At 51.9% G+C, this 19,289-nt stretch carries 17 protein-coding genes and 1 pseudogene; 9 read left to right on the forward strand and 9 right to left on the reverse strand.

What is annotated here, in order from left to right; genetic code table 11:
* The first annotated feature begins 208 nt into the window (after positions 1-208).
* Positions 209-457 (forward strand): hypothetical protein, encoded by a 249-nt coding sequence (locus B3729_RS22435; RefSeq protein ID WP_286789047.1) that lies wholly within the window; start codon positions 209-211, stop codon positions 455-457.
* A 434-nt stretch (positions 458-891) separates the two neighbouring features.
* Here the strand turns inward: B3729_RS22435 and B3729_RS22445 are convergent, their stop codons facing one another.
* Together B3729_RS22445 and queD are read right to left on the reverse strand one after the other, a co-directional pair.
* Complete coding sequence (locus B3729_RS22445) at positions 892-2,361, reverse strand: inorganic phosphate transporter (RefSeq protein WP_010798474.1); 1,470 nt, start codon at positions 2,359-2,361, stop codon at positions 892-894.
* A gap of 84 nt (positions 2,362-2,445) precedes the next feature.
* Positions 2,446-2,802, reverse strand: coding sequence for a 6-carboxytetrahydropterin synthase QueD (queD, locus tag B3729_RS22450; RefSeq protein WP_010798473.1), 357 nt, complete (start codon positions 2,800-2,802; stop codon positions 2,446-2,448).
* Between the two features lie 356 nt (positions 2,803-3,158).
* Between queD and B3729_RS22455 the strand changes: the two genes are divergently transcribed.
* Positions 3,159-3,794, forward strand: a complete 636-nt coding sequence (locus tag B3729_RS22455; protein ID WP_074826766.1) for a hypothetical protein — start codon at positions 3,159-3,161, stop codon at positions 3,792-3,794.
* 2 nt (positions 3,795-3,796) lie between these two features.
* On the opposite strand, the gene B3729_RS22460 is transcribed toward B3729_RS22455, so the two are convergent.
* From B3729_RS22460 to B3729_RS22470, 3 genes are all read right to left on the reverse strand, one after another.
* Complete coding sequence (locus B3729_RS22460) at positions 3,797-5,632, reverse strand: ABC transporter ATP-binding protein (RefSeq protein ID WP_286789049.1); 1,836 nt, start codon at positions 5,630-5,632, stop codon at positions 3,797-3,799.
* Positions 5,633-5,753: 121 nt separating this feature from the next.
* Positions 5,754-6,305: a peptidylprolyl isomerase gene (locus B3729_RS22465; RefSeq protein ID WP_286789050.1), complete on the reverse strand. Its 552-nt coding sequence runs from the start codon at positions 6,303-6,305 to the stop codon at positions 5,754-5,756.
* 69 nt (positions 6,306-6,374) lie between these two features.
* Entirely contained in the window at positions 6,375-7,268 is an 894-nt protein-coding gene (locus B3729_RS22470; RefSeq protein ID WP_286789051.1) for a LysR family transcriptional regulator, read from the reverse strand.
* A gap of 154 nt (positions 7,269-7,422) precedes the next feature.
* Between B3729_RS22470 and B3729_RS22475 the strand changes: the two genes are divergently transcribed.
* The 3 genes from B3729_RS22475 (at position 7,423) to rarD (ending at position 9,951) form a co-directional block, all read left to right on the forward strand.
* The gene (locus tag B3729_RS22475) at positions 7,423-8,031 is read left to right on the forward strand and encodes an FMN-dependent NADH-azoreductase (RefSeq protein WP_074826758.1); all 609 of its coding nucleotides are present in this window, start codon (positions 7,423-7,425) and stop codon (positions 8,029-8,031) included.
* A 160-nt stretch (positions 8,032-8,191) separates the two neighbouring features.
* Positions 8,192-9,049, forward strand: coding sequence for a carboxylate/amino acid/amine transporter (locus B3729_RS22480; protein ID WP_286789052.1), 858 nt, complete (start codon positions 8,192-8,194; stop codon positions 9,047-9,049).
* Positions 9,046-9,951 (forward strand): EamA family transporter RarD, encoded by a 906-nt coding sequence (gene rarD / locus B3729_RS22485; RefSeq protein WP_286789053.1) that lies wholly within the window; start codon positions 9,046-9,048, stop codon positions 9,949-9,951. The genes B3729_RS22480 and rarD overlap by 4 nt, the downstream gene beginning before the upstream one ends.
* A 5-nt stretch (positions 9,952-9,956) precedes the next feature.
* Here the strand turns inward: rarD and B3729_RS22490 are convergent.
* Positions 9,957-10,223: pseudogene (locus B3729_RS22490) on the reverse strand (hypothetical protein); the annotation flags it as partial.
* Between the two features lie 187 nt (positions 10,224-10,410).
* Complete coding sequence (locus tag B3729_RS24910) at positions 10,411-10,680, reverse strand: ureidoglycolate lyase (RefSeq protein ID WP_409438657.1); 270 nt, start codon at positions 10,678-10,680, stop codon at positions 10,411-10,413.
* Positions 10,681-11,073: 393 nt separating this feature from the next.
* Between B3729_RS24910 and fdnG the strand changes: the two genes are divergently transcribed.
* The 4 genes from fdnG to fdhE are packed head-to-tail and all read left to right on the forward strand — an operon-like array spanning position 11,074 to position 16,718.
* On the forward strand, positions 11,074-14,142 hold the full coding sequence (gene fdnG / locus B3729_RS22495) for a formate dehydrogenase-N subunit alpha (protein WP_286789065.1): 3,069 nt from the start codon (positions 11,074-11,076) through the stop codon (positions 14,140-14,142).
* Between the two features lie 13 nt (positions 14,143-14,155).
* Complete coding sequence (gene fdxH, locus B3729_RS22500; protein ID WP_010798462.1) at positions 14,156-15,076, forward strand: formate dehydrogenase subunit beta; 921 nt, start codon at positions 14,156-14,158, stop codon at positions 15,074-15,076.
* Positions 15,073-15,783 (forward strand): formate dehydrogenase subunit gamma, encoded by a 711-nt coding sequence (locus B3729_RS22505; RefSeq protein WP_286789054.1) that lies wholly within the window; start codon positions 15,073-15,075, stop codon positions 15,781-15,783. The genes fdxH and B3729_RS22505 overlap by 4 nt, the downstream gene beginning before the upstream one ends.
* 44 nt (positions 15,784-15,827) lie before the next feature.
* Complete coding sequence (gene fdhE, locus B3729_RS22510; RefSeq protein ID WP_286789066.1) at positions 15,828-16,718, forward strand: formate dehydrogenase accessory protein FdhE; 891 nt, start codon at positions 15,828-15,830, stop codon at positions 16,716-16,718.
* Positions 16,719-16,772: 54 nt separating this feature from the next.
* Here the strand turns inward: fdhE and guaD are convergent, their stop codons facing one another.
* Both guaD and xdhC read right to left on the reverse strand, forming a co-directional pair.
* Positions 16,773-18,071, reverse strand: a complete 1,299-nt coding sequence (guaD, locus tag B3729_RS22515; protein WP_286789055.1) for a guanine deaminase — start codon at positions 18,069-18,071, stop codon at positions 16,773-16,775.
* Between the two features lie 107 nt (positions 18,072-18,178).
* The gene (gene xdhC / locus B3729_RS22520; protein ID WP_286789056.1) at positions 18,179-19,012 is read right to left on the reverse strand and encodes a xanthine dehydrogenase accessory protein XdhC; all 834 of its coding nucleotides are present in this window, start codon (positions 19,010-19,012) and stop codon (positions 18,179-18,181) included.
* Positions 19,013-19,289: the final 277 nt, after the last annotated feature.

The raw sequence follows: 19,289 nt of genomic DNA on the forward strand, positions 1-19,289 counted from the left end.
CCCGGGGGTTTTGCTTTTGCGGCAGAAATAAAGGCGATGGGCTTTCCTTTCCTGCGTGGCCTACAAGAGCTGCTTATTTGCTTCCGCCTGTCTGCTTACTGAGGCTAGGCCTCTTCTTTTTAGGAAAAAGCTCTTTCCCGATAAACAGTCACGAACTCCCTCTCGCTTGCTCACTCAACTAGATACAAGCATTGAGTGAGGTGGATTTATGTTTGCTGCTATTGGTTCTGGTTTTGTTATTGGGGAAGTTCCTGGCTTTGCCTTTCAAGTCAAAGGTGATGCTAAGGAGACAATTGCTGAGCAATTAGCCGCTTGGCTAAATGGCCTTATCACTTCTCACGTAAAACTTTTTGAAAAGCCAGCATCTCAGGATTCGTTATCGACTTTGAAAAAGATGATTGAACGAGAGTTCGAGAGCAATACGGAAGTAGTGCCCTTGTTGGTCAGTTCGATATAGCAAAAGACAAATAAAAAACCGACCTTTCATAGATCGGTTTTTTATTAGCTACTCAGGCGTGGAAGGAGCGAGCCTTATGAGATAGGTTTAAAAGATGCTGCGGAGGTTCCGAGCCAGTGGGCTTTACTGTAACCGGCTTGTCTGTTTCAGAGTGCGAATGTCTATGATGCCGTGGAGATCGGCTTATTCTAAGCATTGCCCATAACATCGTACCGGCTAATGCGAGCCATCCGATAATCAATAATACTATATAGACTGCTGGGCTCATGGCATCACCATACTGCTCAAGCGTATTGATATCCCTTAAGGGGCTATACCTATACAGACTCGCTAAAGCAAGAGATGTTTAGAGCTTCTACAGGAATTCGACGAGTAGTCGTCTGGGGCGAGTAGCTAACTAGCAATCATAGCTAGTTAGCTACCAGGCTAGGATCTTACCCAATAAACTGGTTGGACAACCAGAAAAGGGCAGCTGAAAGCAGCATCGAGGCGGGTAGAGTTAGTACCCAAGCTAATAGGATATTACGTACCGTACCGCCCTGCAGACCGCTGCGGTTGGCGATCATTGTGCCTGCTACACCAGAAGATAGAACGTGTGTAGTGGATACGGGCAGACTATAAATGTTCGCGGCGCCGATGGCGATTACGGCAGTAAACTGCGCGCTGACACCTTGTGCATACGTCATTCCTTGCCGGCCTATCTTTTCACCTACTGTCAGTACCACTCGCTTCCAACCGACCATGGTTCCGATCCCTAGAGCCAATGCTACTGCGATGATCACCCAGTAGGGAGCATATTCTGTTGTGCTGGTAAGGTCTTTACGCAGCCTGTTCAGATCTTCAACATCGCGGCCTTCCAGAACGGGAAGCTTGCTAATTTTCTTTGCGGAATCGTCCAGGCAAAGCAAATAGCGGCGTACTTGGGTCCGCTGATCCACGGTCATGGCGCGATAGTCGGTCACACCATTCAGATTGCTTAACAACGCATTAAGTGTAGGAATTGTAAGCCTGGTTTCACAGCTGAACTCTTCAGGAAGATCCCGATTGCCAGTTGTGTAATCCAAGTACTCCTTCAGAACACTCGATTGACGCTCGTAGAACTGACCCAAGTGAATAGCCGCATCACGGGTGCGTTCAATCTGATAGGTGGTGCTAGTCAGATCCAAGACGAACTTACCTGGCACGATGCCTATGAGTACCAGCATGATGAGGCCAATCCCTTTTTGGCCGTCATTGGAGCCGTGCACGAAGCTCATACCCATGGCCGAGATGACTAGCATCAAACGGTTCCAGAAAGGTGGATGCTTTTTTGAGTCTATTTCGCGGCGTTGCTCAGGTGTCTTATGCATTTTGGAACGGGGGCGCCAGCGCTTTAGACCTATAAGAATAGCGCCTGCCAGTACAAAACCCGCTATTGGAGAGGCAATAAGCGAAAGGCCGATATCAATTACCTTCTGCCAGTTAACGCCCTCGCTTAAGGGGATACCTGTGATAAGGGAGTTAGTAAGGCCAACACCCAAAATTGAGCCAATCAGAGTGTGAGAGCTAGAAGCTGGTATACCGAAATACCAAGTGCCTAGGTTCCAGGTAATGGCAGCAGCCAAAAGCGAAAAGACCATCGCGAGGCCATGACCTGTGTTCACATTAATGAGTAAATCGACTGGCAAGAGGTGAACAATGGCATAGGCAACACCAACACCACCAAACAGAACGCCCAGGAAATTGAATATACCTGAGAACATAACCGCTAAATGAGGTGGCATTGCCTTGGTGTAAATGACGGTTGCGACAGCATTTGCGGTGTCATGAAAACCGTTAATGAATTCAAATGTCAGCACGAAAGCCAAGGCAAGAACCAGACTAATGCCTACCCAGACATCTAGCCCGCTGAAGAGATCGAACATATCGTTTCATCGACAGTTGAAAGGCAGCAATTATGTCAGAAAGCAGCCAGACAACTGACCCTTTGTGTAATAAATGGGTAATATTCAGTCGCCGCGGTATTCGCAGCCGCTTGTGCAGGTCTCGTGAACACGGACCCGAGAGAGTTCGGGTAACTGTGGTTTCAGTTCACGCCAAATCCAGATTGCCAGATTTTCACTGGTCGGGTTCTCTAAACCCTGAATATCGTTCAGATAGTAGTGATCGAGTCTCTCATAGATAGGCTTGAAGATCGCTTTGATATCAGCAAAATCCCGTAGCCAGCCTGTGTGGGGATCAACCGGCCCTTCAAGATAGATGGCTACTTTGAAGGAGTGCCCATGTAGGCGCCCACACTTATGTCCTTCTGGAACATTAGGTAGGAAATGGGCTGCTTCGAAGGTGAATTCTTTAAAAATTTCCACGTGATCAGCTCGAACTACCGCGACATGCGGTTCTGATGGGCGCGGAGTTTAACAGTTTCGTCATAATTTTTTCGACTTCTCATGTTTTATATCCCACTTCGCCGACTGACTGCGCTTATCGGTAAGGTGTACCTGAAGATCACATGATTCATGTTAGACGAATACGAGCGGGCTGTAGAGGCGTGAATAGAGGGAGAAGCAACCTGTGAAGATGCTCTTGGTTGAAGCAAAAGCGGTTTCTAATCAAGCATTTTTTTATGATTAACAATTATGGGCATTTGGTACTCGCTGAAAGTCGTTGCGCTGTGATAGCAAGCAAGGCAGGCTCGCGGCTTTAATCATGTATGAGGGGTCCCGTGGCAAAGAACGTATCAACGGAATCGCCAACCAAGCTCACTTTTTGGGTGCTTATTGGAATTGCTGCAGTGCTGGTAATGCTCGCTGTACTTGGTAATCAGCTCGGATGGGAGCTGATACATATTGGTTATGACTCAATGTCGCTACCCAATGGACTGGAGGCGGGTACACATGGATATGTTGTCAATGGCCTGACATCGTTATTGTTCGCCTTGGCACTTACAACTGCAGTCACTGCTGCTTTCATAAAGGCGGGAGGGCGTTATCGCGCACGACTGCCTGTACCCGTTACAGCGCTGATTATGTGGCTGCTTTTTAACGTATTGCTGGTGATTTTTTACCCATCCGCGCTTGAAGTGCAGGTCAGACATTACAGCGGTCCAGCCTTTATTGACTTCTTTTCCTTGAGGGACCGCAAGGGAAGTTTTCAAGGCAGCGCTGACAAAAGCCAAATGCTTACGTACTACCAGGACTGTGCCGCCCGTAGCGAGCAATGCCCTGTTTATGAGTGCGTGACTGAAAAGCAATGGTGGTTTGGTGGTTTTCAGAAGATTCAGGGTTTCTATCCTGGCTTGGATATTGAAAACCAAAAAAAGCTGCTTGACCAATATTGCCAAACAGCTCTTTTGAAATAGCCTCAGCTTTCTCCTACGAATCCGCCCGTCTGATGATGCCATAGACGGGCATATAACCCTCCTTGAGCAATCAATTCTTCATGGGAGCCAGTTTCAACGATCTGGCCTTTATCCATCACAACAAGTCGGTCCATACGTGCGATGGTAGAGAGACGGTGAGCGATGGCTATCACAGTCTTGCCTTTCATAAGCGTTTCGAGACTTTCCTGAATGGCAGCCTCGACCTCTGAGTCCAGTGCTGATGTTGCCTCATCCAGCAGAAGAATAGGCGCGTCCTTGAGTAGGGTGCGTGCAATCGCAATACGCTGGCGTTGCCCGCCGGACAACTTGACCCCACGCTCGCCTACTTGCGCATCGAGCCCGGTTCGTCCTTGCGCATCAGTCAGTAATGGAATGAATTCATCTGCTCTAGCCTTATGTACGGCTGCTTGAATTTCTTCGTCTGTTGCATTGGGTCGGCCATACGTCAGGTTCTCGCGAATCGAGCGATGCAGTAGTGATGTGTCTTGAGTTACGACGCCTATGTTGCTGCGAAGGCTTTCCTGAGTGACGTGAGCAATATCCTGGCCATCAATCAAGATTTGCCCTTTTTCCAAGTCATACAGGCGAAGCAGGACGTTAACTAGCGTGGATTTCCCTGCGCCAGAGGGTCCGACAAGGCCTATTTTCTCTCCGGGCTTTACGTCCAGATTAAGGTTTTCGATAACGCCACGGGTTTTGCCATAGTGAAAGGCAATCTCTTGAAAGCGGATTCCGCCTCGCTCAATCTCAAGTGGTTTGGCACTGCTTTGATCAATGACGGTGCGGGGGCGGGAAATAGTTTCCAGGCCATCCTGAACCATACCAATGTTTTCGAAGATGCCATTGACTACCCACATGATCCAGCCGGACATATTGTTGATACGGATGACAAGTCCTGTAGAAAGAGCGATCGCTCCGATTGAGATAAGACCTTTATGCCAAAGCCACAGGGCAAGTCCCGTCGTTCCGGCGATCAGGAAGCCGTTCAACAGGGAAATAGTGACACCCATAGCGGTAATCAGACGTGACGCATAGCGAGCTTTTTCTGTTTGTTCTGCCATGGCTTCATGAGCGTAGTCTTCCTCTTGCCGAGTATGAGCAAAGAGTTTGAGCGTCATGATGTTTGTGTAGCCATCAACAATCCGTCCGGACAGTTTTGAGCGTGCTTCGGACGAGATGACGGATCGCTCCTTGGTCTTGGGTACGAAGTACCAGAGGGTAAGGATGTACGCGATGATCCAAATAATCAGGGGAACCATAAGCCAGACGTCAGCCTGGGCAAAAAGAACCAGGGCGCTGCCGGCATAGATAAGTACATGCCAGATGGCATCCACTGCCTGGACAGCGGAGTCCCGTAGCGATGCTCCGGTTTGCATAATACGGTTGGCAATACGACCTGCAAAATCGTTATGGAAGAAGCTGAGGCTCTGCTTCAAGACATAGCGATGATTTTGCCAACGAATCAGTGTAGTCAGGCTAGGAGTAATGGTTTGATGGACCAGCAGGTCATGCAGGCTGATAAAAAGTGGACGCAACAAGAGTGTAACTACTGCCATCCAGATTAGTTCATGGCCATGCTCCCGAAAGAAAACCGTGCTGTTAACAGAACTCTGTGCCAAGTCGACGATTCGACCCAGGAAGCTGAAGAGTGCGACCTCGATAAGGGAACCTACCAGGCCCACTACCAATAGAAAGAGAAAAGCAGGCCAGGCCTGTTTAAGGTAGTGGATGTAGAACCGCATCACGTTGCTGGGAGGTGTTTCGTCGGAGGCAGGCTTGAAGGGATCAATAATAGTTTCAAACAGGCGAAAAACCATATGCGCTCTCGTTGCCGTTCAGTGTATGCGGCAGGAAGCCGCGCTGTCTTAAGCCTGATCCTCAGAGGCGTGTGACTGCCTGTCAGCAGAATAAGCAGTCACACTTTAATCGGAAGCAGGCTTATGATCTTTTGGCCGCGAGGATCAAAATCGGTTCGCGTGGAACGTTCTGGAACATGCCTTTGCTAACAGTCGAGACACCGGCGATCTTATCTACTACGTCCATGCCGCGAGTAACTTTTGCGAAGACGGCATAACCAAAATCCCGCTGGCCATGATCAAGAAAGGCATTGTCTGAGACGTTGATGAAAAACTGGCTGGTTGCCGAATTGACCGCTGCGGTGCGTGCCATGGATACGGTACCGCGTGTGTTTTTAAGCCCATTGTCCGCTTCATTGCGAATAGGGGCTTGTGTGTCTTTTTGCTGCATGTCCTGGGTAAATCCGCCGCCCTGGATCATGAAGCCTAGAATGACGCGATGGAAGATGGTGCCTTTGTAAAAACCTGAATCTACGTAAGAAAGAAAATTCTGTACGCTGACAGGCGCTTTTTGTGCATCCAGTTCCAGTTCAATTTCGCCCTGGTTGGTGGTCAGCACGACATGAGGATTTTCGGCAGCCCAGGCAGAAGAAGCCAGCACAAGCGTGGCGGCAGTAAAGAAAGCTTTGAGCATAAGCGCTCCTTTTGGGGTTAGGGTTGGTTATGTATGAGCGTAGCGCGGTTTGCATGGCACTTATCAAGACTAGCCATGCCCTGTACCTTGTTTCTTGATCAATTCAACCAGTATCTGAGAGGCAGGACCGAGCGGGCGCTCTCGACTCTGATACATATAAAAAGGATGGAAGCGGTTACCTCCTTGGCTCAGCGAAAGAGGTTTTAGCGTACCTTCATTGATTTCGCGCTCGATAGAATGACGAGGTAGCCAGGCGAACCCCAGCCCATTGCGGACAAAGGTGGCGGCTGTAGCAAGGCTCCCAACGGTCCAGCGCTGTTCCGCGCCCAGCCAGCCAGCGTCTCGTGGTTGGGTGCGACCGGAATCTCGTATGACAATCTGCATCTGAGCCTCAAGGTCCTGAAACGTCAGCTCACGCTGCAGTCGATGCAGATGATGATCTGGATGGGCGACTGCGACGAATTCGACTGTACCCAAGCCTGCGCCTAGGTGAGCCGCAATATTCAGACCGCTGATAGCAAGATCGGCCATGCCTTCAAGTAAGGCTTCCTCTACACCAGACAGTACCTCTTCCCTCAGGCGAACCCGGCATCCACGGCTTTGTGGCATGAATTCGGTCAGTGCGCTGACCAAACGGGAAGTAGGGTAGGCTGCATCGACTACCAGGCGTACCTCTGCTTCCCAGCCTTGCTCCATATGGTGGGCAAGCTCTTCCAGCTGGCTGGCCTGTTTAACCAGTTGGCGCGAGCGCCTTAGCAAGACGTTTCCGGCTTCTGTTAGTACTGCCTTGCGTCCCTCGATGCGTAACAGCGGAACGCCTAGCTGCTCCTGCATGCGCGCGACGGTATAACTGATGGATGACTGAGAGCGATGTAGTACCTCGGCAGCTTGTGCAAAACCGCCGTGGTCAACCACTGACTGTAAGGTGCGCCATTGGTCTAGCGTAACTCGAGGAGCCTTCATACCTATTCCTTAGCGAATCGGGCAGCGTAAACGCCATGATAAGACACTGTTATATCAATAAAGTTGATTGGTATTAGCTATAAATTCCGTTTCTATATCAACTTAATTGTTATTAGGCTGTGCTCATTCTCCCATTACAAAGGACGCCAGCATAATGTCTCAGGTTCTCGTGATTGAAAGCAGTGCTCGTAAAGAAGGTTCGATTTCTCGTCAGATTACCGCTGAGTTCATCGAAGCGTGGCAGCATAAACATCCAGAAGACAAAATCTCGGTACGGGATGTTGCCGTTGATGTTATTCCTCACCTGGATGAAAACCTTCTGGCAGGTTGGATGAGCCCAGCCGAGACACATTCCGAGGCACAAAAAGCAGCTCTTGCACGTTCGAACGAGCTGACCCAAGAGCTGTTGGCAGCCGATGTTCTCGTACTGGCCGCACCCATGTATAACTTTGCTATCCCTAGTACCCTGAAGGCTTGGCTGGATCATGTACTACGTGCAGGTGTGACGTTCAAGTACACTGAGCAGGGGCCCCAAGGGCTTCTTGAAGGCAAGCGCGCATATATTCTGACGGCGCGTGGTGGTGTTTACACCGGAAGCCCTGCAAATACTTTTGATCATCAGGAGCCTTACCTGCGGCAGGTGCTGGGCTTCATTGGCATTACTGACGTGACGTTTATCCATGTGGAGGGCGTTGCGATGGGGCCAGAAGCAATGGCCAAGGGACTGGAACTGGCGAAGGCTCAATTGGCCGAAGCACTCTAAGTTCAGGCGTTTACCTTTGGATTGAGCCTCCTTCGGGAGGCTTTTTTTCGTCTGGGCATTGGTTATTCCTGGTGTCTCGTGGATTCAGTATCAAGAGGTGAAGACTTTTCTGATGCTAAAAAGCGCGGTACTGTCGCGCACCTTTTGCTGAGTGGTCGTTATGCCGTATCTGTTGTCTGTCACTGTACTTTGGGCGTTTTCCTTCAGCTTGATAGGGGAATACCTGGCCGGTAAGGTCGACAGTGATTTTGCTGTATTGATCAGAGTATTGCTGGCCGCCGCTGTGTTTCTGCCGTTTACTCGGTGGCGAGGTGTTGCGCCGCGCTTCATTGCAGGCTTGATGGTGGCGGGTGCCTTTCAATTCGGCATTACATACCTGTGCCTATACCGAAGCTTTGCAGTTCTGACGGTACCGGAAGTACTCCTTTTTACCGTACTGACGCCTATTTATGTGACGCTTTTGGATGATGTGGTGTGTCGCCGCTTCAATCCGTGGTCATTGGTCGCCGCTGTGGTGGCGGTTCTAGGGGCCGTCGTGATTCGCTTGGAGCGGCTCGAAGGTGAGTATCTGTCAGGATTTCTGTTGTTGCAGCTGGCCAATCTGACCTTCGCGGCAGGACAGGTATTGTGTAAGTACCTGGTACAGTGTCATCCCTCGGATATCCCGCTGTATCACCGTTTTGGATACTTTTTCCTAGGCGCCTTACTGATCGCGCTGCCGTCATTTCTATTGTTTGGCAACCTGGAGCGTATGCCCCAAACAGCCGTACAGTGGGGCGTACTGATCTGGATGGGACTGTTTGCCACGGCGCTGGGCATGTACTGGTGGACGATCGGCTCAACCCGGGTCAACGGCGGAACACTGGCAATTTTGAACGAACTGCATGTACCTGCCGGTCTAATCGTGAATATCCTTATCTGGAATCGAGATGTGGATCTTGTTCGGTTGCTATTGGGTGGTGGGGTTATCGTGGCCTCTTTGATGATTAATCGTTTGGGACGCAGGGCATTCGCATGACTCTATCTGGCCGGGGTATGGCGCTGTCGGTGCTTTCTTCTGTACTGTTCGCTGTGATGCCGGTGTACTTCAATTATCTGGAGCCATTGGACGGTGTTCAGGTGCTGACGCAACGCATTCTCTGGTCGATTCCCATGGTATTGCTGCTTCTGGTACTGACACGACAGGGCGCTATGCTGCGACAGGCGCTTGCTCGATTGCTTCGTGAGCCTCGGCTGATTTTGGCTCTAATAGGCAGCACCTTACTGGTTGGGTCGCAATGGGGGGTATTTGTCTGGGCAACGATGACAGGGCATACCCTGGATATAACACTGGGCTATTTCCTGTTGCCTCTGGTGATGGTCATAGTCGGCCGCATGTTTTACGGCGAAGAGATGAGGCCGTTATATCGGGTCGCTGTAGTCTTCGCCTTGATCGGCGTCATTCATGAGTGGTGGGCTACTGGGGCGTTTTCCTGGGTTACGCTGGTGTCGGCTCTGGGTTATCCACCTTATTTCATGTTGCGGCGCTGGATGAAAATTGATGCGCTGTCCGGCTTTATTCTAGAAATGCTGTGCATGGCGCCTTTGGCTATCGTGCTGCTCTATTTCTTTAGTCCTGCCTCGGCTCTGCAGGTGGCGCCGAGCTTGTGGATCCTTCTACCGGGGCTTGGCTTGTTAAGCGCGGTGGCCTTCGGCGCCATGATGGCTGCAAGCCGACTGTTGCCAATGGGGCTGTTTGGTATCCTAAGCTACATCGAGCCGGCCCTGCTTGTGTTTGTCGCGATCCTGCTGCTGGACGAAGCATTTGTCTCTTCCCAGCTCTGGACATACGGACCGATCTGGATTGCCGTACTGCTTGTTTGCCTGGACAGTGCCCGTTTGCTCAAGAAGCAGTTGCGTCGAGGGCTGGAAAGTTTCTGATAGCTTCAGCGGCCGCCATTAAGCGTTGAAATCCAGCGTCCTATGAGGTCTCGCTCGGACTGGGTCATCTGCGTGACATTGCCTAAAGGCATGGCATTGGAATCTATGGCTTGCTGCTTGATTCGCGGGGCCATTTGCCGGATCTGATCAGGCGTATCCAATAGAACCGCAGCCGGTGCCTCACTAAACAAGGGACTGGTGGGTTGACTGGAATGACAGACCGTACAGCGTTCGTGAATGATGCCTTCTACCTGAGCGAAATCACCTGTAGCGGTAAGTGGCATCTGTTGCGATTGTACCGTAGCGTAAAGGCTGCCTGGATTTTTGACAGGTGGGGGCGTGTGAGTGGATTGTATCAATGGAGACATCTGCTCATTGTCAAACCACAGGAAGAGGCCCAGCGCTACCAATGTTAGCCCTGAGCCAAACAGCATCCATCTGAGTTTTTGCATGTCGCGATCACTGGCTAAAGCTATCAGTATAACCAAGCGGTATGTGGACCTGATGACGGCCAGTGCCAGTCGCGGGCTTTCGGTTGGCTGTGCCGCTTTGGTCAACAATTGGAAAGTCTTCGATATCCAAGAGTGCTCGCATAGGGTAATGCAAGACTCCTTGGTGATAATTGATGCCTTGCTCTTCGTTGGTAAGGAAGGTCCTGATAGGGTCAGGACCAGGCGTATCACCCGCGGACGTGACTACGATCAGAAAAGGCTTGTCTGAGCGGGACAAACGGCTGGCTTCCTAGTTTGCTCTGGCTCATCACGCATTGCCTGATTCAATGCCATTTCAAGAGGCTGGTCATGGGGCGATTAACAACCCATGTGCTGCACACTGCGCACGGCTCTCCAAGTGCCGATATCGCTCCGGCGTTGTACTGTGTGGATACCGATCTGGCGCATTGTTGGCATAGGTAAACAGCAATGGAACACAACGTGTACCGGGCAGCAGACAGTCCTTTTAGCAGCGCAACGCGTACAGTAAAGAGCCAAGACATGCCTATTTATATATTTACCCTTTGTAACCTTTCGTAAGGTATTGGAACTTTTTGGGGAACAATTGCGAATATCTTGGGGCCGAAGGGTTGATCCGTGAAAGTTGTGCCTGGAGTAACCCCCCATGTCGATCCGTGTATCGCGAAGAAACTTCTTAAAATTAAGCGCGACCGGGGTGGCAACGTCGAGTATGGCAATGTTGGGCTTTGCGCCTGAACCTGCCATGGCGTCCATCCGTTATTTCAAACTTGCCGCAGCCAAGGTAACTCGAAACACTTGCACCTACTGTTCCGTAGGATGCGGCATGCTGATTTATAGCCGAGGCGATAACAGTATCAATACCGTTGAGGATATTTACCATATTGAGGGCGATCCGGATCATCCGGTCAGTCGCGGTTCCCTGTGTCCTCGTGGTGCTGGCGCACTCGACTTCGTCAAGAGTGAATCTCGCCTTTCTCATCCCTCCGTTCGCGAACCGGGTTCCAACGAATGGAAACGCATCAGCTGGAATGAGGCGTTGGACCGCATTGCGCGTCATTTGAAGGATGACCGGGACAAGAATTTTGTGGCCCGTGATCAGCATGGTCATCTGGTCAACCACTGGACTACAACAGGCTTTCTCGCAGCGTCTGCTACCTCGAATGAGACGGCTTACCTTACGCAGAAAATCGCACGGAGTCTTGGTGTTGTTGTAATGGATAACCAAGCACGCGTTTGACACGGACCGACGGTGGCAGGTCTTGCCCCAACTTACGGTCGCGGTGCGATGACGAATTCTTGGACTGATATCCGCAATGCCAATTTGATCCTTTCCATGGGCGGTAACTCGGCTGAGGCGCATCCTGTAGGCTTTCGCTGGGTAATCGAGGCAAAGGAAAAGAACAACGCCAAACTCATTTCAATCGATCCACGCTTCACCCGTACGGGCGCCGTGGCGGATTACCATGCCTCCATTCGGACAGGCACTGACATCGTGTGGTTGGGTGGTCTGATCAACTATTTGTTGACCACTGACAAGATCAACCATGAGTACGTCAAGGCCTATACCGACGTCGCAATCATCGTAAAAGAGGATTTCGACTTTCATGATGGCTTGTTCTCCGGCTATAAGCAGGACGATATCCGTGCTTATGACAAGTCGAGCTGGAGTTACGAGTTCGATGAAAAGGGTATGGTGAAGGAAGACCCAACCCTACAGCATCCCCGCTGCGTTTATCAGCTGATGCGTAAGCACTACAGCCGCTACACCATCGAGAAGGTTGAAAGCGTCTGCGGTATGCCACGTGATCAAGTCCAGAAAGTCTGGGACATGATTGCCGAGACGGCTGCCGAAGACAAAACCATGACCATTCTCTACGCGCTGGGTTGGACACAGCATTCTGTTGGCGCGCAGATGATTCGTGCCGGCAGTATGGTGCAGTTACTCCTGGGTAACATCGGCATGCTGGGTGGTGGGGTTAATGCCTTGCGTGGGCACTCTAACATTCAGGGCCTGACCGATTTGGGTCTGCTCTCAAACCAGCTTCCTGGCTATATCCGTCTGCCTTCTCATGAAGAGCAGGATTTTGACGGTTATATCGAGCGGCGTGCCAAGCAGCCGTTACGTCCAGGGCAGGTGTCTTATTGGAAATACTTCAAGCGCTTCCATGTAAGCCTAATGAAGTCATGGTATGGCGATGCAGCCACGGCAGAAAACAACTGGTGTTATGACTGGCTGCCCAAGCTCACAGAACCGTTGTATGACGTTATGCATACTCTTGAGCGTATGCACAATGGCGAGATAACTGGCTACCTGGCGCAAGGCTTCAACTTCCTGGCTTCGTTCCCGAACAAGAACAAGAACGTGGAAGCACTCTCCAAGCTCAAGTTCCTGGTAGTCATGGATCCTCTGGATATCGAGACGACCGAGTTCTGGAAAAATCATGGCGAGTACAATGATGTAGATTCGTCAAAAATTCAGACTGAAGTTTTCCGTCTGCCCACGACCTGTTTCGCTGAAGAAAACGGCTCCATCGTCAACAGCTGTCGTTGGTTGCAGTGGCATTGGCGCGCGGCACCACCACCAGGCGAGGCGCGTCCAGACGTTGCGATCATGGCCGGTATTTTCCATCGTCTGCAGCAGATGTATCGTGATGAAGGCGGAACATTCCCTGATCCGATTCTGAATCTGACCTGGCCCTACAGCAACCCTGAAGAGCCTAACCCGGAAGATCTGGCCCAGGAATATAACGGCCGCGCATTGGCGGATCTGCCCAGTACCGATGGCAAAACCATCACCCACAAGAAGGGGGATCTGCTGGATGACTTTGGTTATCTGACCGATGATGGTCGTACAGCCTGTGGCTGCTGGATTTACTCTGGCTGCTGGACTCGTGCCGGCAATATGATGGATAGACGCGATAATGCCGATCCTTACAATGTCGGTATTACATTGGGATGGGCCTGGTCGTGGCCTCTCAATCGACGCATTTTGTATAACCGTGCAAGCGCGCGTCCTGATGGCACCTCTTGGGCGCCCGAGAAGCGGCTCATCTGGTGGAACGGCGAGCGTTGGGCTGGACCAGATATTCCAGACTTTCCTTGGACGTCGCCACCAGAAGCCGGTGCTAGCCCATTTATTCTCAACCAGGAAGGTGTTGCGCACTTCTTTGGCGGTAGCATGATGGCGGAAGGGCCGTTCCCTGAGCATTATGAGCCGTTCGAGTCTCCTCTCGACTACAACCCGATGCACCCGAACAACCCTGCAGCCAAAAACAATCCGGCGGCACGTGTGTTCAAAGGCGACCGGGAGCAAATGGGGACCAGCAAGGACTTTCCGTATGCCGCTACGACGTATCGGATTACGGAGCACTTCCACTTCTGGACCACTCATGCGCGACTCAATGCCATTGCACAGCCAGAAAAGTTTGTGGAAATTGGGGAAGACTTGGCCAATGAACTCGGTATCAAGGCTGGTGATACGGTAAAGGTCACGTCAAAGCGTGGCTTCATCCGTGCCATTGCGGTGGTTACCAAGCGTATCCATAAGCTTCAAGTGGAAGGACGCACGGTGCACCAGATTGGTATTCCTATTCACTGGGGCTTCAAAGGCGTGGCCAGGAAAGGTTTCCTGACCAATACCCTGACGCCGGTGGTGGGCGATGCCAACACGCAGACGCCTGAGTTCAAGTCGTTCCTGGTGAACGTCGAGAAGGTATGAGGACGCGATAATCATGAGAGGCGATCAAGTCAACTTTCAAAACATCGTCGCCCGGTCCGCTACCACCGAAGCCTCGCCGCACACACGTGACGGTGGGGTGGAGAAGGTCGCCAAGCTGATCGATGTTTCCCGGTGCATCGGGTGTAAGGCTTGTCAGGTAGCGTGTTCGGAGTGGAACGATCTGCGTGATGAGATCGGTCATTGCGATGGTAGCTACAATAATCCGGCAGACCTTAGCCCCACTACCTTCCAGGTCATGCGGTTCAATGAGTATGTGAACGAGCAGGGCAATCTGGAGTGGTTGATCCGCAAGGACAACTGCATGCACTGTGCAGAGCCTGGCTGCATGAAGGCCTGTCCGGCACCCGGGGCGATTGTGCAATACGCCAACGGTATCGTGGACTTCAACTCCGAGCACTGCATCGGTTGCGGTTATTGCGTGTCAGGCTGTCCATTCAACATTCCGCGTATCTCCAAGAAGGATCAAAAGGCCTATAAATGCACATTGTGCTCGGACCGTGTCTATCACGGCCTGGAGCCTGCCTGCGTTAAGACCTGCCCAACAGGCGCTATCATGTTTGGTACCAAGGAAGACATGACCGAACATGCGTTGATGCGGGTAGGCCAGCTCAATGATCGTGGTTACGCCAATGCAGGTTTGTACGATCCACCGGGTGTGGGCGGTACCCATGTCATGTATGTGTTGCAGCATGCCGACAAACCAGAGCTCTATAGTAATCTGCCGAGCGATCCGCAGATCAGTCCGCTGGTAGGGCTGTGGAAGGGCATTACCAAGCCCATCATGTCCGCGATGATTGGTTTGACTGCCCTGGCAGGCTTTGCGCACTACGTGATGAAGGGCCCCAAGGAGGAGCCGGAAGACACGCCGGATGAGGAGATTCGTCACGAGGCCCTAGAGGAGGATCGCAAATGACCCCTTCAAGCAGCGAGAAAGGCATTCTGCGGTACAGCACGTTTAGCCGTCTCAACCATTGGGTCATCGCGATTACATTCGTATGTCTGGTGCTCAGCGGTCTGGCGTTCTTTCACCCCTTCTTTTTTGACCTGACCGCCCTGTTTGGCGGTCCGACAGTGACGCGCATGGTTCACCCCTTTATCGGGGTGATCATGGCACTCTGTTTCGTGGTCATGGCCATACGCTTTTTCAAGGTCAACTTGTTCAAGCGTCATGATATCGAGTGGATGAAGCACATTGGTGATGTACTCAGTAACCGGGACGAGCTGGCGCCACCCATTGGCATTAACAATCCTGGCCAGAAGCTGGTGTACTGGCTAATGGTCATGAGTGTGCCGTTGCTGTTGATCTCAGGTATCGTTATCTGGCGTCCTTATTTCGCAGAGTATTTCCCTCGTGAATGGTTGCGACTCTCCAGTCTGGTACACGCCTATGTCGCCTTTGTTGCGATCATCACGCTGATCATTCACGTCTACTCGGCGATCTGGGTGAAAGGCTCCTTCCGAGCGATGACGCAGGGACGGGTTAGCCGTGCCTGGGCCAAGCATCATCATCGCCTCTGGTACGATGATATTGTGGAGCAGGAGCGCAAAAAAAAGGAAAGAACCGGCTCGCGTTCGGGTGCGGTCAATGAGCATCATATGCCAACGAAGGGGACGCCGTGACAGCCACTGCCACTCACCAATATGGGACCTCGCCGACGGGGATCATGGATCCGGCTCCCGTTGTACTGCCTAAAAAGCAGGTATTTGCCATGCGGGCACGAAGGCTCAAGGAGCTTTCTGAGAAAGTCGAGCCGCTCAGCGGGTTCTTGCTGTTCATGTCGCAGCTCGTCAAAGCGCAGGACATTGTCTTGAACGAGCATGAAGCCAGTTGGCTACCTGATCCAAGCGCTTTCACGCTGGCGCTGGAGCATGGTATGCCGCCGCTTGGAATCAATGCTTTGCGTCGTGACATTGATTGGCAGGCTGAGCTGAACGCATTGCTTGATACGCTTGAGCTCCACGTGGCCGATAAGCAGCGTGAGCTTTTGACTGCACTGCGTCATCTGGACCATGAGACAAGGGAAGCACTGGCGGACGATATTCTGGATGGCCGTCCAGGCCCTGTAGAGCATCGTGCCTTGCTTCCTTTTATCTCGGCAGCATTGCAGATCGCCTGGGTTCGTCTTACACAGTGTCTATCTTCGCCACCCAGAAGGCCGTCCGGTAATGCACGAACGATTTGTCCATGCTGCGGGTCCGCTCCTGTCGCCAGTATCATTCATGCTGATCGAGACCGCAGTGGCGTACGCTATCTGCACTGTGGTCTGTGTTCGACCGAGTGGCATCTGGAGCGCAGCAAGTGCAGTGTGTGTGGAGAAGGCCGTACGGTGAAGTACCTGAGCCTCGAAGATGAGCAAGGCAAAGCGCCGGTGGCTGCGCAGGCGGAAACATGTAGCGACTGCAACAGCTATCTCAAGATTGTAACCAAAGAGTTCAATCTGGGAGCGGAACCAATGGCGGATGATCTGGCTAGCCTGATGCTGGATATGAAGCTTGCAGAAGAAGGGCAATTTGATCGAAGCGGATTCAACCCGTTGCTGATCGTAGGTGAATAACCGTTTACCCTTAATAAAAAGGCCGGCTTTCTAGCCGGCCTTTTTATTAGCGACTTAGCGCCGATGAACCTTCACACCCATGGCATAGGTTTCTTTAACGGCTCGATCATCACCCAGCATCATCAGGGCAAACAGCTTTTCTTCTAGTGACTTGGCCTGCTTCAGGCGGTAACTCAGCAGGGGTGTTGCGTTGTAGTCGAGCACCACGAAGTCTGCGTCGTTACCTTGAGCGAAGGTACCAATCCTATCCTCCAGGCGTAATGCACGAGCTCCGCCTAGCGTAGCAAGGTAAAAGGCCTTGAACGGGTGCAGTTTTTCGCCTTGCAACTGCATAACCTTGTACGCCTCGTTGACCGTCTGCAGCATTGAGAAACTTGTGCCGGCTCCAACGTCCGTGCCCAGGCCAACGTTCACCTTATGCTGCTCAAGTTGTGACAGTTTGAAAAGGCCGCTACCCAGGAACAGATTCGAAGTAGGGCAGAAGGCTACGGCTGATCCAGTCTCACTCAAGCGGGAGCATTCTTCATCGCAAAGGTGTACACCGTGTGCAAACACCGATCGTTTACCTAGCAATTGATAATGATCGTAAACATCAAGATAACCGCTGCGCTCGGGGAAAAGCGACTTTACCCACTCGATCTCCTTGAGGTTTTCGGAAAGGTGCGTGTGCAGGTAGATATCCGGGTATTCCTCAAGCAACTGGCCTGCAAGCGTTAGCTGCTCTGGCGTGCTCGTTGGTGCAAAGCGCGGTGTCACGGCATAGTGCAGGCGGCCTTTGCCATGCCAGCGCTCGATCAGCTCCTTGCTGTCTGCATAGCCGGACTCTGGCGTATCTACCAGAAAGTCGGGAGCATTTCGATCCATCAGGACCTTGCCGGCGATCATGCGCAAATTGAGCTTTTCAGCCGCTTCGAAGAATGCCTCTACAGACTGCTTGTGTACAGTGCCAAACACCAGAGCAGTTGTGGTGCCGTTACGTAACAGCTCCTTGAGGAAAATATCGGCGACTTCCGCCGCTTTGGCTGAGTCAGCAAACGCTCCCTCGGCCGGGAACGTGTAATTGTTCAACCAGTCCAGTAGTTGCTCACCGTACGATGCAATGATTCCCGTCTGTGGGTAATGGATGTGCGTGTCGATAAAGCCTGGTGTAATCAGCGCATCCGGGTGCTCAATGACCTCGGTTCCTTCGGGCAGTACGGGCAACAGCGTGGCTGCGTTTCCCATTGCTTCGATGCGACCATCAGTTACGACCAGCAATCCGTCTTCAACGAACTCACAGGCAGCCTCGATGCCGACGTCATTCGGATCGGCAACGCAGTGGAGCAGAGCGGCACGGTAGGCTTGAGTAGTCATATCCCTTCTTAATCATCCAGTGTATTAACGGTAGACAGGTCAAGCATGCAACCTGTCGCGCACGATCAACCACTGCAAGGTCGACAATTCAAACCCGCGCGACATTATTAGGAATGGTTATGTGTCGGCTGAACGAGACGCAGTGGAGAGGCTTCTTGTAGCGTAGCCTGTGCGCTATAGGTCGCGATAACTTCTCCCGCTACAGAGATCGCAATTTCCGCAGGAAGTTTACCTTTAATTTGCGGGATTCCCAGAGGGCAACGTACGCGATTGATCTGTTCGGTTGTAAAACCTTTGGTTGCAAGGTGATGCTGAAACTTCACCCACTTGGTTTTAGAGCCTATCAGTCCGTAATAGCCAAAATCGTTACGGGTCAGGATGCGCTCGGTCAGCTCAAGGTCTAACGGATGATTATGCGTCATGACGATAAAGTAGGTGCCGCCTGGCATGGCGTCTACTTCATCCAGAGGTTCGTCCGTGACGATTTTGGTAACTCCCCTAGGAAGAGTGTCTGGAAACTCCCGAACACGTGAATCGATCCAGCGTATCTCGCATGGCAGGCTGGCTAGTAGTGGTACTAGGGAACGCGCCACATGTCCATTACCAAACACGGCGACGTGCACCGTGTGCTGGCCCATGGGCTCAAACAGCAATTCTGTGGCTTCTCTGCCGCATGGTTCCTGACGTTCACCCAGCGCAAACCGTTCGATGCGCGGCTCGCGTATTCCTTCCTTGAGCATCTGCCGCGCAATCTCGATGGCCTTGTACTCGAGGTGACCGCTGCCAATCGTCATCCGTAAACTATCGGCAGTGACTATCATTTTTGTCCCTGTAGTACGCGGCGTTGAGCCTTTCTCTTCAACAACGGTGACCAACACGCACGGAATGCCCTGGGATTCAAAAGTGGCCAGCTCGGCTAACCAGCCCGTCTTTTCTTTCATGCACTTACCTGCTCAGTGGCGGGGTTTGCCGTGGTGCAGGCCTCGGCCTGCTCCAGGCGTTTCGTCAGTTTCACGTCCTACAGTACATACTCGAGTGGGGAGGGCATCAACATTTGGGTGAATCCGGTAATCCGCTAGGCTGGCAACGGCGTCCTTTAATTTGTACCAGACAGCAATGCCTCGTATGAAGGGCGGCTCGCCTACGGCGTAGGAGTGAGATACGGTTGCCCTCGGGCTCGATCTTCCACCGGCTTGATGCGGAAATCAGGGAGATATC

The sequence above is a fragment of the Pseudomonas sp. UBA3149 genome (assembly GCF_002364655.1).
In the GTDB taxonomy this organism is placed as follows: Bacteria; Pseudomonadota; Gammaproteobacteria; order Pseudomonadales; family Pseudomonadaceae; genus Chryseomonas; species Chryseomonas luteola.

Coding starts and splice junctions, on each gene's coding strand:
- B3729_RS22475 (WP_074826758.1), top strand. CDS start 7,423: ATGTCTCAGGTTCTCGTGATTGAAAGCAGTGCTCGTAAAGAAGGTTCG.
- B3729_RS22465 (WP_286789050.1), bottom strand. CDS start 6,305: ATGCTCAAAGCTTTCTTTACTGCCGCCACGCTTGTGCTGGCTTCTTCT.
- fdxH (WP_010798462.1), top strand. CDS start 14,156: ATGAGAGGCGATCAAGTCAACTTTCAAAACATCGTCGCCCGGTCCGCT.
- B3729_RS22470 (WP_286789051.1), bottom strand. CDS start 7,268: ATGAAGGCTCCTCGAGTTACGCTAGACCAATGGCGCACCTTACAGTCA.
- xdhC (WP_286789056.1), bottom strand. CDS start 19,012: ATGAAAGAAAAGACGGGCTGGTTAGCCGAGCTGGCCACTTTTGAATCC.
- fdhE (WP_286789066.1), top strand. CDS start 15,828: ATGGATCCGGCTCCCGTTGTACTGCCTAAAAAGCAGGTATTTGCCATG.
- B3729_RS22505 (WP_286789054.1), top strand. CDS start 15,073: ATGACCCCTTCAAGCAGCGAGAAAGGCATTCTGCGGTACAGCACGTTT.
- B3729_RS22435 (WP_286789047.1), top strand. CDS start 209: ATGTTTGCTGCTATTGGTTCTGGTTTTGTTATTGGGGAAGTTCCTGGC.
- B3729_RS22445 (WP_010798474.1), bottom strand. CDS start 2,361: ATGTTCGATCTCTTCAGCGGGCTAGATGTCTGGGTAGGCATTAGTCTG.
- B3729_RS22460 (WP_286789049.1), bottom strand. CDS start 5,632: ATGGTTTTTCGCCTGTTTGAAACTATTATTGATCCCTTCAAGCCTGCC.
- rarD (WP_286789053.1), top strand. CDS start 9,046: ATGACTCTATCTGGCCGGGGTATGGCGCTGTCGGTGCTTTCTTCTGTA.
- guaD (WP_286789055.1), bottom strand. CDS start 18,071: ATGACTACTCAAGCCTACCGTGCCGCTCTGCTCCACTGCGTTGCCGAT.
- B3729_RS22480 (WP_286789052.1), top strand. CDS start 8,192: ATGCCGTATCTGTTGTCTGTCACTGTACTTTGGGCGTTTTCCTTCAGC.